Origin of the sequence: Rivularia sp. PCC 7116, assembly GCF_000316665.1 — a bacterium.
Taxonomy (GTDB): Bacteria; Cyanobacteriota; Cyanobacteriia; order Cyanobacteriales; family Nostocaceae; genus Rivularia.
This window is the reverse complement of sequence record NC_019678.1, coordinates 6097921-6113238: the sequence shown is the minus strand read 5'-3', so window position 1 is coordinate 6113238 and position 15318 is coordinate 6097921. Positions and strand designations below refer to the sequence as shown.

The 15318-nt window shown below is 36.5% G+C and carries 14 protein-coding genes and 1 tRNA gene; 10 read left to right on the top strand and 5 right to left on the bottom strand.

Translation table 11 applies throughout. From position 1 onward, the window contains the following. The first annotated feature begins 520 nt into the window (after positions 1-520). Positions 521-748 (top strand): hypothetical protein, encoded by a 228-nt coding sequence (locus tag RIV7116_RS23600; RefSeq protein ID WP_232435718.1) that lies wholly within the window; start codon positions 521-523, stop codon positions 746-748. Between the two features lie 150 nt (positions 749-898). Here the strand turns inward: RIV7116_RS23600 and RIV7116_RS23595 are convergent, their stop codons facing one another. The 4 genes from RIV7116_RS23595 to RIV7116_RS23580 form a co-directional block, all read right to left on the bottom strand. Next, positions 899-1627 carry a Uma2 family endonuclease gene (locus tag RIV7116_RS23595; protein WP_015120843.1) on the bottom strand — a complete coding sequence of 243 codons (729 nt, stop codon included), beginning with the start codon at positions 1625-1627 and terminating at the stop codon, positions 899-901. Positions 1628-1740: 113 nt separating this feature from the next. Further along, positions 1741-2313 carry a Uma2 family endonuclease gene (locus tag RIV7116_RS23590; RefSeq protein ID WP_015120842.1) on the bottom strand — a complete coding sequence of 191 codons (573 nt, stop codon included), beginning with the start codon at positions 2311-2313 and terminating at the stop codon, positions 1741-1743. A gap of 122 nt (positions 2314-2435) precedes the next feature. Next, positions 2436-3572: a hypothetical protein gene (locus RIV7116_RS23585; RefSeq protein ID WP_015120841.1), complete on the bottom strand. Its 1137-nt coding sequence runs from the start codon at positions 3570-3572 to the stop codon at positions 2436-2438. A gap of 249 nt (positions 3573-3821) precedes the next feature. Beyond that, positions 3822-3893: transfer RNA gene (locus RIV7116_RS23580), tRNA-Cys, on the bottom strand. A 610-nt stretch (positions 3894-4503) separates the two neighbouring features. Between RIV7116_RS23580 and cpdA the strand changes: the two genes are divergently transcribed. Then, positions 4504-5304, top strand: a complete 801-nt coding sequence (gene cpdA, locus RIV7116_RS23575) for a 3',5'-cyclic-AMP phosphodiesterase (RefSeq protein ID WP_015120840.1) — start codon at positions 4504-4506, stop codon at positions 5302-5304. A 16-nt stretch (positions 5305-5320) separates the two neighbouring features. Here the strand turns inward: cpdA and RIV7116_RS23570 are convergent, their stop codons facing one another. Continuing rightward, positions 5321-5911 carry a chromophore lyase CpcT/CpeT gene (locus RIV7116_RS23570; protein ID WP_015120839.1) on the bottom strand — a complete coding sequence of 197 codons (591 nt, stop codon included), beginning with the start codon at positions 5909-5911 and terminating at the stop codon, positions 5321-5323. Between the two features lie 407 nt (positions 5912-6318). Here RIV7116_RS23570 and RIV7116_RS23565 point away from each other — a divergent pair, with 407 nt between their 5' ends. The 8 genes from RIV7116_RS23565 (at position 6319) to fldA (ending at position 15142) form a co-directional block, all read left to right on the top strand. Continuing rightward, positions 6319-7539: a lipopolysaccharide assembly protein LapB gene (locus RIV7116_RS23565; protein ID WP_044291147.1), complete on the top strand. Its 1221-nt coding sequence runs from the start codon at positions 6319-6321 to the stop codon at positions 7537-7539. A gap of 166 nt (positions 7540-7705) precedes the next feature. Next, positions 7706-8884 (top strand): FIST signal transduction protein, encoded by a 1179-nt coding sequence (locus tag RIV7116_RS23560; protein ID WP_015120837.1) that lies wholly within the window; start codon positions 7706-7708, stop codon positions 8882-8884. 42 nt (positions 8885-8926) lie between these two features. After that, positions 8927-10414, top strand: a complete 1488-nt coding sequence (locus tag RIV7116_RS23555; RefSeq protein WP_015120836.1) for an ATP-binding protein — start codon at positions 8927-8929, stop codon at positions 10412-10414. 437 nt (positions 10415-10851) lie between these two features. Next, positions 10852-11022, top strand: coding sequence for a hypothetical protein (locus RIV7116_RS36005; RefSeq protein ID WP_015120835.1), 171 nt, complete (start codon positions 10852-10854; stop codon positions 11020-11022). 752 nt (positions 11023-11774) lie between these two features. Then, positions 11775-12818 carry a chlorophyll a/b binding light-harvesting protein gene (locus tag RIV7116_RS23550; RefSeq protein WP_015120834.1) on the top strand — a complete coding sequence of 348 codons (1044 nt, stop codon included), beginning with the start codon at positions 11775-11777 and terminating at the stop codon, positions 12816-12818. 79 nt (positions 12819-12897) lie between these two features. Beyond that, positions 12898-13863, top strand: a complete 966-nt coding sequence (locus RIV7116_RS23545; protein ID WP_015120833.1) for a photosystem II protein — start codon at positions 12898-12900, stop codon at positions 13861-13863. 118 nt (positions 13864-13981) lie between these two features. After that, positions 13982-14266, top strand: coding sequence for a hypothetical protein (locus tag RIV7116_RS23540; protein ID WP_015120832.1), 285 nt, complete (start codon positions 13982-13984; stop codon positions 14264-14266). Between the two features lie 366 nt (positions 14267-14632). Beyond that, complete coding sequence (gene fldA / locus RIV7116_RS23535; protein ID WP_015120831.1) at positions 14633-15142, top strand: flavodoxin FldA; 510 nt, start codon at positions 14633-14635, stop codon at positions 15140-15142. Positions 15143-15318: the final 176 nt, after the last annotated feature.

The window sequence follows — 15318 nt, the reverse complement described above, 5'->3', positions numbered from 1 at the left end:
TACTTAACTACTTACGATGATTTTTGTAAGTCTTATCCTGATTAGATTTACAGTAATGCTAATTTTTATTTATTTACGTATTCAGAAATCTTTTAATTACAGGTTATTATACAGCTTGATATTTGCTATTAAATATTCGTTTATCCAAAAAATTGTCAAAATACAAAAATTTGTGTATTAATAGTTCAAAGAGCTTCTTTTTGAGCCAAAACAGGTTTAATCGATAGATTCGGCGCGATATTGTATGGTAAACAACAATTTTTCTGCACTTGCATAGTGGGGGCTTGCAATCAGAAAAAAGGTTTGTTTATAAATCGCTGTCTTTAACTGCTTTTTTGCTGATTGTCTCGAATGTTATGAACTTTGAGACATGTTCAAACTTTAAATTGTTTCCAATCGCAATAGTTTTAATTATGGTAAGTCCGAAAAGGATGGAAGAAAAACTATTGCAAACAAGTAATTCATGCTTTGGCTGAAAAACAATAAAAATTTGGAGGTTAGTAGCTTGGCTAAACGAACAATGTATAAGTTACCGCCTGATGCGGAGCTGTTAACAATTCAAGAAGCATCACAAAGGTTGGGAAAAGGTTTTAGCCGTACTTCCATTCTTCGCCGAATTAGTTCTGGACAATGGAAAGAAGGTTTACATTGGGTGGATGCAAGACGCAATGATTCAATGAATCGTCTTATAAGAATCAATGTTACTGCTGTGTTGAACGGATTTACAACTCCAGCAGCTTTCCGTTAGATTTTCTTGGAGGGATTAATTATCCCTCCTAGTTAACTTGAGTTAAAGTTTTAATGCCAAGTTATCGCAATTGTTCGGTAGTTTATTGCTGACAATAAAAAACACCAAAGTAAAAAACTTTGGTGCTGCGATTTCATTTTTAGAGCATCACTAATTGCCTGGTAAATTATCAGGGTCAACACCTTTTGAGCGTAAATATTGTGCTAACCGTTCTGCTCTTTCTTCTTCCGCTTGTGCCTTAAGCTTTTGTTGGATAGCAATTTCTTCTGGCATCAAATAACGATTTCTACTTTCGTCATACCAAGATAAAAATTCCTGTTCAATTCCACCAATTTCACCTTGATGTCTTCCAATTCCTAAACCAATTTCTGGTAGCCATAATGGTTCTTTAATTTGTAACTCGTAATTACCATCCACCAATTTATAAACGGACAGCGGTTGATGTTGGTCGCGCTGCCAATATTCAGGGTTGTAAATTATGTAGTAAAGTACGCCAAGTTTTCGATAAATTTCTAATTTATCGTCGTATTCATTACCTGGAGTGTACGATACAATTTCTAAGGTCAGTATTGGTACTATGTCATTTTCTTCCCAAACTGCATAGCTCCTGCGAGATTTTCCACCTTTTTTGCGTTCTACTCCCAAACTCAGAAATCCATCTGGGACAACAGGTACTCTCGGGTTAGCACCTGTTGTATGGTAAATTGCCATATCTACGCCGAAAAACCAATCAGTACGGCTTGCCCAAATTGAGTTAAGTAAGAATAATAGAATATTGGGCAGAAAATTCTGGTCTTCGTTATCCACAGGTATATCGTCCGAGCAAGCTAATTCGTCAGTACTTGGTAGCTCTATGAGTTTAAGGTTGTCTGAAAGCATGACATTACCCACGTATAGTACACAGCCGGGTATTCTGCATTTATTATAAGCAATTGATTAAGAATAGATTTTATTTTTTAGGCAAATTTTGCAATTGGAAGATTAAATGATTTTTATTTAGAAAAACTTAACCAATTAAATACATCTTCAACCGTAAGTTGCCAATCTTGTAAAACATCTAACATGGGTAAAATATCAAGACTTTCTTTTACTTCTGGTAATTGATTGGGCTGAAAAACTGTAATTGATTTATCATCTGCATCAATAAAATACCCTAACTTTGTACCATTTTTTATGCAAAATGTAATTTTACGAATTACTTTGCTTGCAGATTGTTCTGGTGAAAGAATTTCAATTATCCAATCGGGATGAATTTCAAATTTATTAGCAATCTGACCATTTTCATCTAAGGGAATATTTTCCCATTCAAACACTGCAATATCTGGAACTATAGATTTACCTGCGAAAGTACAGCGTAATTCTGTCAACGCTAGTGCTAATTTTTTCGGTTCTCCCACTTGGTTAATGGCAGTAGATAAACAAGTTTGTAATCGGCTGTGTTTTCCTTGTGGCATAGGCTTTTGGTAGATTTTCCCATCAATATATTCACTTGCGGGTTTTGTCTCTGGCAGTTGTAAAAATTCTTCTAAGGTGGGTACTGAAGTTGACCCGATAGTTAATGTCATCAGCTATAGTTCCTTAACCAATTGTACTTTTATTTTACATTTTCTAAATTTTACAATGAAGCTTTTCGTCCTTATTTTTCCGGAGAGATTATTATTAATTAACCCCTCCGGATAATTTTGAGTTAAGGAACAGGTGGTCTACCTGTTTTATTAACTAATGTTTCATACACTTTTAAGTATGTGGCTTCATCAATCCAAGCTCGATATGTCTTGCAATGGGTTGTAACTGAATGTCCCATTAACTTTGCTCCAAAATCGGGAGTAAAACCAAACTCGAAACATCTACGTGCATAACAATGACGTAAGTTGTATGGAGGAAACGGAATTTTAAAATCGTAGAAAAAACCAGACACTTTAGTTCCTAGTTTGGCATTGGAAGAATCTTCAATTGATTTTAAATTCGGTAAAACGATTTCTCTAAGGTTCCAACTTTCTGCCCATTCTGGATAAAGCGGATAAATAAATCGCTCTCCCGTTTTTGTTTCATCGCTAACTCTAGCGGTGGGGAAATCTAGCATATCAACATGAAATGCTTCGTGGGGACGCAAACCATATGCAGCACAAATCCCATATATCCACTGCCAACCAGGGCTAGTAATTTTATCTCTTTGTTGAGCTATCTGCTTGTCAGTAGGTAGACTTCTTGGCGATACTGTTCCAGGAGAGTAATTACCAGTTAATTCTTTGATTGCTTCTAAATTTCCGAGCTTTGCGAATTTACCAAGTCTACCTAAAATGTCACAAACTCTTTTACGACTCCGCGTATCGGGTTCGCTAAGGCTGGCGAATTCAATCATTAAATCAATAGATAATTCTCTATCGTCGGCGAATTCTGCGAATTTTGGAAAAACGACTTGATAATCTTTCTTCCAGGTTGTTTCGGTTTGCTGGTTGCGCTTTCTTCTTCTCCAATATTCGGCTTCAAATTTTTCTACCCAATCCGAAACGGTTTCCGGTTTTGGTGCTTGGCTTAATTGCCACTCTGCCCAGTCAAACTGACCTTTATCGAGTTGTACTCGAATCGCTCTGGCTTGCTGCTCGGCATACTGCAATCCTGCGATTGTAGCTTTAACTCCTAAAGGTTGTTCCTGTGTCTTCAGAGATATTCTTTGTTGGTGGGGCTTTGTTTTACGTGAATTTAATTTCGGCGGGAATGTGCCTCTTAGCCATAAAGTATTTCCACGCTGGTCGATAGTTATGCCAATTTTGGAAGCTCGCAATCTACCATTTGCTTGAGCAAGACGATTACTAATATCCATAAAAATTTACCCCAAAGTTTTTAAGGGACTGTTTTTTATAGATGTCACCCAATTTCAAGCGGACACACACGCAATACTCAACTGAGCAGCTTTTCTCAAATTTTAAATGGTAGCTAAAACTTGGACTAAATTTGTGCCTAAAACCGTGAGTTGATTCTACCGGATTTGACCTAAAATGGAACAAACGAAGAATCCGCTCCTCGGGGCTAGAAGGCGCTTGAGAAGCGGGAAACAACGGAATATAAACAAAGGCGACACCCGGATTTGAACCGGGGGATGGAGGTTTTGCAGACCTCTGCCTTACCACTTGGCTATGTCGCCGCATTTGCGTTTTTAATTCTATCAAAAGTTTTTATATAAATCTACCCCCACTACATTATTTTTTTCAACCGCACTAAAGGAAGACGTTAACTGTAGGCAATTATATAATTTCTTTCTAAAACTATGTTTTCTCATAACAGTCTGGGAAGATACACAAGTCTAGAATTGTCGTTCCTACCCGTAATAAGTCCATAAAGTCTTGTTTTATATGCCTAAAACCTCAACTATATTTTTGCTGTCCGCCCAGATTTGCATTCTGTTTTATCTGTGCTAGTATTTGACGTTACGTATAATACCTTTGCTTTTGCATAAGGCAGTATTTATACTTTTTCCAATTTCTGTGTTAAAAAATATTATATATATATTTTTATACCTTAAGATAGATGAAAAACAGATAAAAATACCAAAATAGTATAATATATTAGGAATGTATTTCGGTTTTTACTTAATTGCTTGAGTAAAAACCAACGTATATGTAACCAAAATGAGATTGCATTATTTACAGTATGAATATTTTACGGAGGAAGTATTATTTACAATCATATGAGTAAGCTATAACTACAGAGGAGGATTAGATATTAAGACTCGCATTAGACTGGTATCACCAAAGATGAAAGAAGTTTCGACCATAACTATTGCTCAGATAACAGATATGCATCTATTTGCTTCGGAGCAGAAACAATTCGTGGGAATGCCTACTACAGAGTCTTTCCATGCTGTTATTGAGGGTTTGAAAAAGCTACGAGAGGAACTTGATTTATTGTTGCTGACGGGAGACTTGTCGGGTGATGGTACGCCACAATCTTATAGCAATTTGCAAAATCTGCTGAGTCCGTTATTTCTTCCTAGTTATTGGCTCCCAGGAAATCATGATGATTTGGCAATCATGAATGAAGTTTTAAATTTGGGATTGGTTTCTCGTCGTAAATGTTTTGAGCGCGGTGGATGGAATTTTGTATTGTTAGACTCTTCAGTAAAGAATGAAGTGCATGGTTATTTGCGTGGAGAAACTTTAGAATGGCTAGATTTACAGTTGAGCATGACAGCAGACAAGCCAACAGCCATAGCGCTTCACCATCCTCCTTTTAAGATCAATTCTCGTTGGCTGGACAATAGTAGCTTGCAAAACTCACAAGAATTATTTGCGGTTTTGGATAAATATCCGCAAGTCCGATTGGTGTTTTTTGGACATATACACCAAGAATTCTATGTTCAACGGCAAGGTGTGGATTATTTAGGAACTCCTTCAACTTGCGTCCAGTTTCAGCCAAGAAGCAAGAAATTTGCTTTAGATGGCAAGCCGCCAGGATTTCGCTTAATAAAACTTTATCCTAATGGTACTTGGGAAAGTTGGGTTGAAAGAGTTCCTTATTTTCATCAGGTGGAATTAGCAGCGCATGGATTTGGCTAGTTATGAGTGAAAATTATTAAACTTTTACTTCCTCTGCAAAGCTGTGCCAGCGGACAAAATGAAAAGGACCTGCCACTGAACCCCAAATATGTTCGTCAGTTTCTAAATCTCTGCCTTTGTCTCTGCTGATAAATTTTTCTGCGTCGATTTCAAATTCGCTGTCAAGATAAGTGTTTTGCCCTTTGCGAAATACGATGCAGCTTTTACCTGGTTCTACCATTCCTTTGAAGCTGTTCCCAGTCCATTCTACAATCATGTTACAGCCAGATAGCTTTTCTAAATGGTTTGGCTCTAATGCTTTGAGACGTTCTAAGTCACGAGATGCGCCATAAAACTTTTGTGCATCTTTAACTCTGTAATTTTCAATTATTATATGGTTTCCACCATCAACTAATTTATTAACTGCAACCCGATAGGGGTCATTAAGCATATAATCGTAAGCTTGCTCTACATAAAAGCTTACTCCCGATAACAAATCTATGGGTAAAGGACGCATACATACCCGAATATGGGCAAAAAAAGGTGGGTTTTCAAAGGCTTGTTCTTGATTACTAAAATCAGAAGCCATCCAGCGAGCCAAGGTTGGTATATCAGTAGAGTGCGACATTATATAGAATAAAAATTTTGGATGAAAATTTTTTAGATAAAGGTATATTAAACTGAAGTACTTGCACGTTGGGATGCGCGCAAAGAATTTAAACAAAGTTTGTTTGATAGAGACTACATTGCACTACATTTGATATTGCATTTTATGAGTAGGATGTAACTGATATCTTGCACTAATTTCACAAACCCGGTTTCTTTTCGATTCCATAACGAAATAATTATGCTTTTACCATGAGGAACCGGGTTTCTCTGGGCTTGTTGAGAATCGTACAAGAAGTTAGATTTAACATATGTAAAAATGTGCTGGAGAAAAGAAATGGGAATATTCGTCATGGGATTAGTTGATATCGAATAGTTTTTATAATTGTTATGGCTTATGGCTTATTTACCGTTTCCCACTCTAGCAAAATGCTAAATATACAACGTTTAAGTTTTACGATTACTACGACTATTGCAATTTGTTTGATATGGACTCCGTTGACGTTGGCAAAAGAAAAAAAACCATTGCCACCGAAAGAGTTTCCACCTTCTCCATTAGAGATTACTGTACCCGATCCATTGCTTCCACAAGGTGCCAGTCAGCAACCGTTAAGTTTGGAAGAAAAGCGTTCTTTAGAGGCTGCTTTGGATAAATTAAATCGAGAAGCAATTGCAAAACTGCAAGCGGGGGATACTGAAGGAGCATTTGCTACTTGGAATCGGGAATTGCGTTTGCGTCGTTATTTGGGTACGCTAGCAGAAATTGAAGCATTAAAAAGAGTTGGTGGGATTGCTTACACTCGCAACAATCGCCAACAAATAAGATATATTACTCAGCGATTGCAAGTCATTCAAAAACAGCTTGAGCAACAGCAGACACCTAGCGTACAGATATTGCAGGCTTTGGGTGAGGCTTATCTGCAAGTGCGATCGCCTAACTTAGCAGTGGAAGCTTACAATCAAATTCTGATAATTGCGCGGGGTAATTCGGATGTTGCTGCGGAGGTAGAAACGCTGAAAACTATTGCCAAAATTCACCTTGATTGGTTTGATTATCCAGCAGCAGCAACTACCTACGAGCGATTATTAGTTTTGGTTTCTAATAATAACGATGTTGAGCAATCTTTACAAGATTTAGCTTACATTTATGACCGTACAAAACAGCCTAGAAAAGCAATAGATGCCCGTAAAAAGCTATCGTTGATTTACCGTCAAAGAAATGATTTTGCCAAGCTATCAGCATTAAAATTAGCTATAGGTGCGGATTACGAAGTTTTGGCAAAAGAAAATTCTAATTTAGTCGATGAAGCTTTTAAAAATTATCAAGAAGCTTACACTATGGCTTGGGATTTTCAACAATATGTCCGTGCTGCTGAAGCTTTACAGAGGTTAGTGTCATTATATATTGCAGAAGGTCAAACAGAAGATGCTTTGCAAACAAGTCAGATTTTATTACAAGCAGAAGAACGAGCTGCTAATTTTTACGGTATGATGAATGCCTACGAGCAAATAGGTAAAATTTATTTACAGCGTCAAGAAAATCAATCGGCGCTTGCAGCTTTTCAAAAAGGTTTAGAATTAGCGCAGCAATTGGGTTCTGAAACTGATGAATTTACCCAACAAATTGAAAAGATATCCGGAAGAAGTTGAAATCGGTGAAATTATCCCGTTTTAATTTACTACAGCCGCCCCTGCTGGAAGCCAATTATCTTAGATAATTATCAAAATTTGAGTTGTTAAGTATATATTTTGGCATTTTTTTGGGAATCATAAATTCTAAGGGCACTTTTGTGCTGTAGTAAATTTAAATCTGGTTATGAAATTAAATCGTGCCATAGCATATTGTCGAAACTATGATTCTTTTACATCAGGGGAAGTTGCAGCAAAACAAGTTGTGGAGAAAATTGGCAAGAAGCCGGATTTTCTCTTATTGTTCGCTAGCATTGGACACGATATATCTTTAATATTAAAAGGAATTAAATCAATAATCGCAGATGTACCGATTTGCGGTTGTACTAGTTTTGGTAATATTACTCATCTGGGACACGATGAATCCAGTCATTCCATTGCTTTAATGGGTTTGCAATCGAATGTGATTAATTCTCATCCATTTATTTTTGATGAATTAGAGGAAAGTTCTCAGAAAGTTGGGCGTGAAATTGCAAGCAAGTTAAACAATTTAAAATTAAGCGAATCAACCAAACAGCTTCTGTTTTTATTCCCTGATGCCAAAACATTAAATTCAACTAGTCTTTTTCAAAGTATCGAAGATCATTACCAACATAAGCTAGAAATAGTCGGCGGTGGAGCAGCAAACGATTATCTCGTACCCCATACTCTACAGTTTTGCAATCAAAGCATTACTAAACACGGAGTCAGCGGTTTTTTAATGTCAGGAGATTTCGATTATTCTATAGGAATTAGCCACGGTTCAAAAGCTTTTGGAAAATATCGTTGCATTACTAGAGCCTGCGGAAACACTATTTATGAAATTGATGAACAACCAGCTTTAGAAGTAGTTACATCCTTGTTGGGACTTAAAAATTTAACTGATATATCAAGAGTACAAAACATTTTGGGATTGGGTGGACATTCAAAAGATAAGGGATATTTTCAAGACACATTTATCCGAGCAATTGTAAGCTACAGCGAAACAGAAAATACTATTCAAGTTAGTTCAGAAATGCCGGAGGGATTGGTTTTTCGCTTTACTCGCCGTAATATCAATCAAGTGTTAAGCACAACTCAATATATGGTTGACAATCTTCTTGCTTCTATGAAAGAGCCGGAAAATGCTAGTTACTTCTATTTTAACTGTGATGGACGCGGTTCGCTTTTATTTGGAGAAGAAACAGAAACAGATATAGATGTTTTATTCAATATTTTCGGAAAAAATAGCGGTTTTATGGGATTTTTCGCTTTTACAGAAATAGCTCCTTTTAATGGTCAAAATATTTGTCATGCTTATACAGGTGTATTGGTAGGAATTGAATAAGTTTGTGATTTTATATAATTTAGTTTTACTTAGAATAATAAAATGTTCTCAGATATTTCAGATATAGAAGAAATGCAGCAAGAGATTGATTCCTTAACTCAGGATAATATTCGATTGGAATCAGCTTTAGCCGAGCAGCGATTAAAAGTTAAAAAGCAGCAAAAAACATTTAAATTTTTACAATTTTTATACGAAGAAATTAGCGCGGCTACTGATATTCAACAGATTTATGAAATTGTTGTCGAGTATTTGGCTGATAAAGTTGGATTTGATAAGACTATTATATATAAAAAAAAAGACAACCATTTTATGCCTATTGCTAAATATGGTTACTCTGAAAATAAAGATTTTGGCAATGATAATCCTTGTTTTTATCGTTTAATCGCTAATAATCAAGGATTATTCATTAATAGTAAAAATTATTATAAACTTTCTCCTAACTACCAACGAGAAATAGAAGTAAAATACTTTATCGCCGTACCGTTTTGCGTGCAAAATGAATTCAATCATATTCTCTTTGTGGGAAATCACACTGAGGATACCCTTAATCGCTCGACTTTTAATATTTCCGATTTAGAAGTTATTCAAAGTGTAGCCAATCAAATTGCTATTGCCATCAACCAGATTCAATTATATGCCCAAACTCAACTTGCAGCAGAACAAGCAAAAATACAAAAAGAAAAAATTGAAGCAACTTTGCAACAACTACAGATAACTCAAACTCAACTGATTCAAAGTGAAAAAATGTCGAGCTTGGGACAGCTAGTAGCTGGTATTGCTCATGAAATTAACAACCCAGTTAGTTTTATTCATGGCAATATTATTCATGCTAATGAATATATTCGAGATATTTTGGAACTTATACAAACTTACCAAACAGAATATTCTCAACCTACTGAAAGTATTATTAAAAAAGCAGAAGAAATAGAGCTAGAATTTATTCAAGAGGATTTGTACAAAACTCTGAATTCTATGCGTATCGGTAGCCAAAGAATTAAGTCAATAGTCGAATCATTAAGAAATTTTTCACGTTTAGATGAAGCCGAAATTAAATTAGTTGATATACACGAAGGAATTGAAAGCACTCTAACTATTCTCCAGCATAGGTTAGTTAAATCGCCCAAGTCTCAAATTCAAGTAGTTAAAGATTATGCAGTATTGCCTAAGTTAGAATGTTATCCGGGCGAATTGAATCAAGCTTTTATGCATATCCTTACGAATGCAATCGATGCACTTGAAGAAAATAAATCATCTCAACTAAAACAAATAAAAATTAATACGCTTCTCGTTGATTATCGCTGGGTAAAAATCACTATTACTGACACGGGCATTGGAATGTCAAAAAACATTATTAAACGCATATTTGACCCATTTTTTACAACAAAACCTGTAGGTATGGGTACGGGAATGGGTATGTCAGTATGCTATCAAATTATTCAACAGCAGCATGGTGGCATAATTGAATGTGCTTCAACTCCAAATACTGGTTCAACTATCACTATTAAAATTCCTATTCGTCAGAAGACATAAATACTAGCATCATTTTATTCCGACAATAAACTCTTAGTAGAGTCACTGCTGCAAGATTTGAGATACTTGTGATTCTGAGTTTTTAACTTTTAACTTTTAACTTCTCCCCTAAAGGTACTCACCTTCTACAATAGTTAATAAATTAATCATTAAATTATTTAACATATGACTGTTGCTACTTGTAAAAAATAATTTAGATTAGTATGAACACGGATGTCAACGACAAGTTTACCCATTCATTCTACTTGGGTTGTATATTTTTTGGTGAGTAACTTGTGTGGTTTATTCTTGTATTAGTTCATGTGGGTATTTGTGTTATTAATTTAGGCAGTTTTTGACTATGACTAATTAGAAACTGGCTACATTTATCTTTTCTTACTATGTGGTATATTATATTCTTAGTCATCGTATAGATATTAAAAAATATACGGAGGCTCATGTCGCAACCCAATTTCAAAGAGTTAATTCTTGGAACAGTGGTGATGGTAAGTCTTTTGGGCTTACTGGCTTTTGCAGTATTCGATGAAACTACTCGCCCTGTGTTCTTAGATGTAGCTAAGCTTAGTATTGGTATCTATATGGGTTATCTAATCCCAAATCAAAATTGACCACTACGCAAAGGTGCGTGGCAGTCAATTTGTAACTTAACTATTTAACAATCAATCACCTATCTATTAGAGCAGGTAGGGATTGTTTATTGGATTTTACTGGATACTACCCTAGTATGAAAACGGTTTTTGTAACAATCGAACATAGTTGATAAAAATGGCGATCGCCATTTTTATGTTAAGGGTATTGGCAGGATTCAGCTATAAATTCTTCAAGTGATTTTCTCGAACAATTTCAAGCTTTTTCCCATGTTTTCGCTTGGGTTATGTTACTATCATAGGCTTAATTACATTCTATGGGATAAGGGTCTTCGTGCCACTGTACCTGAATTCTTCAGTACAATAAATACTCGGATTCAGCAACGCCCATTTTTGATTTATAAATACCCTCTCAGCAGTTTTTTTATCCCAAACCGGTGTAACCGGGTTTGATATGATTCCCTCAAGTCCATCTGAATTGCAACTATTAATTTTTGTAAATACTCTTGTTAATAAAAATCTTTATCAATAAACTAAGCATTAAGTCAAAACAAAAAAGCGCGGTGTCTTTTGCGGTAAGTCCGCGAATCGGTTGCGTTTGAGAAACTTTAATGCTCTAAAAGCTTTGGTGCGTAGTTATTCCAACAAATACAGGCTTCAATAAAAACTAAAGATTGCGGCAATTAATTCATCTGCTTTGAGCAAAAGAGGTCGAGCAGTAATTAAAGCCAAATTCTTGCAGAAATATAGCAACAAGGAGATGACGTTAAACAATGCAAACTTACGATAATCCTAAAGTTAAATATGATTGGTGGGCTGGTAATGCACGCTTTGCCAATTTATCCGGTTTATTTGTCGGCGCTCATGCAGCGCAAGCAGCTTTAATTACTCTATGGGCTGGTTCGTTTACTCTATTTGAACTGTCTCGATATAACCCTGATATAGCAATGGGCGAGCAAGGGTTGATTTTATTGCCTCATTTAGCAACTTTAGGTTTTGGTGTCGGAGATGGTGGAATTGTAGTTGATACATACCCTTATTTCGCTATCGGAGTTATACACCTAATTTCATCTGCTGTTTTAGCTGCGGGTGGTTTATTCCATACTTTCAAAGCTCCGAAGAATTTGAAAGATGCGACGGGACAAGCTCGTAAGTTCCACTTTGAATGGGATGATGCCAAGCAATTAGGGATTATTTTGGGACATCATCTATTGTTTTTAGGAGTCGGAGCATTGTTGTTAGCTGCTCAAGCAATGTTCTTTGGCGGACTCTATGATGCTGCATCTGAGACTGTCCGCACCGTCACGAATCCAACTCTTAACCCTCTGGTTATCTATGGTTATCAATTTCATTTTGCTAGTGTCGATAATCTCGAAGACTTGGTGGGAGGACATATTTATGTCGGTGTAATGTTGATTGGCGGCGGAGTGTGGCATATCATCCAAGAACCTTTACCTTGGGCGAAGAAAGCTTTAATCTTCTCTGGTGAAGCAATTCTTTCTTATTCTTTGGGAGGAATAGCCTTGGCTGGATTTGTTGCATCTTACTATTGTGCGGTTAATACCTTGGCTTATCCAGTTGAATTTTATGGCCCCGCTCTAGAACTAAAATTTGGCATTTGCCCCTATTTTGCTGACACTATAGATTTACCATACGGCGCTCATACAGCTAGAGCATGGTTAGCAAACGCTCATTTCTTCCTTGCTTTCTTCTTCTTGCAAGGACATTTATGGCACGCGCTACGAGCTATTGGTGTTGATTTCAAACAGTTTGGTAAAGCATTAGATTCTGTAGGAGTTGTTGGTAGCGAATCGTAATTATTATGGAGACGTTGTTTTATGCAGCGTCTCTAAATAAAACTTCCGTCATCAAAAATTTTGGAAAAGGATAATAATTGTGGCTGTTTCAACCGATAAAACTTTTGCATCAGGTACAGACTCACCTTGGTTAGTTGGTAATGCTCGTTTGACAGATTTGTCGGGACAATTATTAGGTGCACATATCGCTCATGCAGGTTTAATCATGTTTTGGGCTGGAAGTATTACTATCATCGAGGTATTGCGCTTTGCTCCTGATGTACCGATGTACGAGCAGGTGATGACTCTGTTACCTCATCTCGCAACTTTAGGTTGGGGTATTGGTGCTAATGGGCAAGTTGTAGATACTTATCCTTATTTTGTCATTGGTATTGTGCATTTAATAGCTTCAGCGGTTTTAGGTGCCGGTGGGTTGTTTCACGTATTTCGCGGAAGCAAGGTTTTATATAGCGCTGGCGGAATAGTAGCGAAATTTCACTATGAATGGAACGATCCCAAAAAGTTAGGTTTTATTTTAGGCAACCATTTGATTGTTTTAGGTTTAGGTGCATTTCTTTTGGTGTTAAAAGCGATGTTCTTTGGTGGAATTTATGATGCTAATCTTGGTAACGTCCGATTAATAAGCAATCCCACTCTCGATCCAAGCATTATATTTGGTTACTTGGTGGGTTTAAAAGATGGTAGTTGGAATTTTTTGGGAATGGCAAGCGTTGACAATCTCGAAGATGTTATCGGCGGTCATATCTGGGTCGGATTGATGTTAATTTTAGGTGGTATTTGGCATGTTTTCATACCACCATTTTCCTGGGTAAGGCGAATATTCCCGATTCAAAATGGTGAAGAAATTCTTTCATACAGCTTGCTCGGTTTAGCTTTAATGGCTTTTATTTCTATTCCATTTGTGGCTTATAACCAGATAGTCTATCCCAGTGAATTTTACGGTTACGACCGCTTGGGAACGGCTAATGTGCAGCTTTTCTTAGGAATCATAGCTTTTTGCGGCTATGTATGGCATTCTTGGCGTTCCCGCCAAATAAGCTCTTAATTTTCTATAATTTTTGATTGTTCTGATTCTGAGAGCCGACTCAATTTAATGTCCGTAGCTGATATTGTTCTACGGACATTTTTTTGGAAAATTATTTTGAGGATTAATTAGATAAGTCATGCTACCTACATTTCTTTGCGCTTTCTGTGCTTGGTCAATAGTCATCTTAGCTATTACCAGTTTTTGCTTGATGCTAAACAAAGGAACAAACCACTTAAAGAAACTTCACGATATTCCTTGCTCTGGCTGCGATTTTTTTACCAATGACTACCGCCTCAAATGTACGATTCATCCTTCTAAGGCTTGTTCGGAAGAAGCTATTGGCTGTATTGATTTTGAAGTCAAAACTGCTAATTGTAATGCTTGTCAACAAGGTAAGCGCAAGTTGTATCCGCCTTTCTAAAACTAGCGATCGCCGCTAGTAGCGAGTAGTAAAAAAATTACCCCGCCTTTGTTAACTTGCTGGGCTACTAGTAAAATAACCAATATATTTACAAAACTTCATACTACAATCGCAAATAATTCTCAAAATACCTGATATGCTATAAAGAAATTATTGAGAGCAATGTGCATTAAGCTGAAATATTAAAGACTTGTCTTTGTATCTAGCGTATAGGAATTGGGCGTTGCGTAATTAATCATGGTGAATTATGACGACTTCGTTTTGTTCATCATGCTTGATTGCCTGAAAAATCTATAAACTTAATAGAAGTTAGTCGCAAGAGTTGGTTTTTGGCTAGTTAATTTTTGTGGAGTAAGTAGTTTTAAAATGTCAAAACAAATTGGTCTTTTTTACGGTACAACAACAGGTAAAACCGAATCTGCTGCGGAAATGATTCGGGACGCTTTGGGTGAGGGTGTAACGATGCATGATATTGCAGATGCAGAAACTAGTGAATTTGATGAGTATGAATGTCTGATTATTGGCTGCCCTACCTGGAATATTGGCGAACTTCAGAGCGATTGGGAAGGCTTTTTTGAAGAGCTTGATGAGGTTGATTTTAGTGGTAAAACAGTTGCTTATTTTGGTACTGGCGATCAAGTTGGATATGACGAAAATTTTCAAGATGCGATGGGGATATTAGAAGAAAAGATTTCTGAAAGAGGTGGAAAAACTGTTGGTTATACCTCAACGGATGGATATGAGTTTAGCGAATCTAAAGCTTTGAGAGATGGGAAGTTTTGTGGACTTGCTCTAGACGATGACAATCAATCAGATTTAAGCGATGAAAGGATTAAGGCTTGGACTGCTCAAGTTAAATCAGCTTTTGGGCTGTAGATTTACTTCCTTCCCGGTAGATTTCCTAAATAATTGAGGGAGAAAGGGAGGGAATGAGGGAGGCATTTTAATCGGAAATCTTAGAGCGGAATGGGAGTAATCCCGTTTTCTAGCTCTGATTAATTTTGACGAGTTTTATTTTAGTCCTATGAATCTCACATCTTGCACCATTTTCA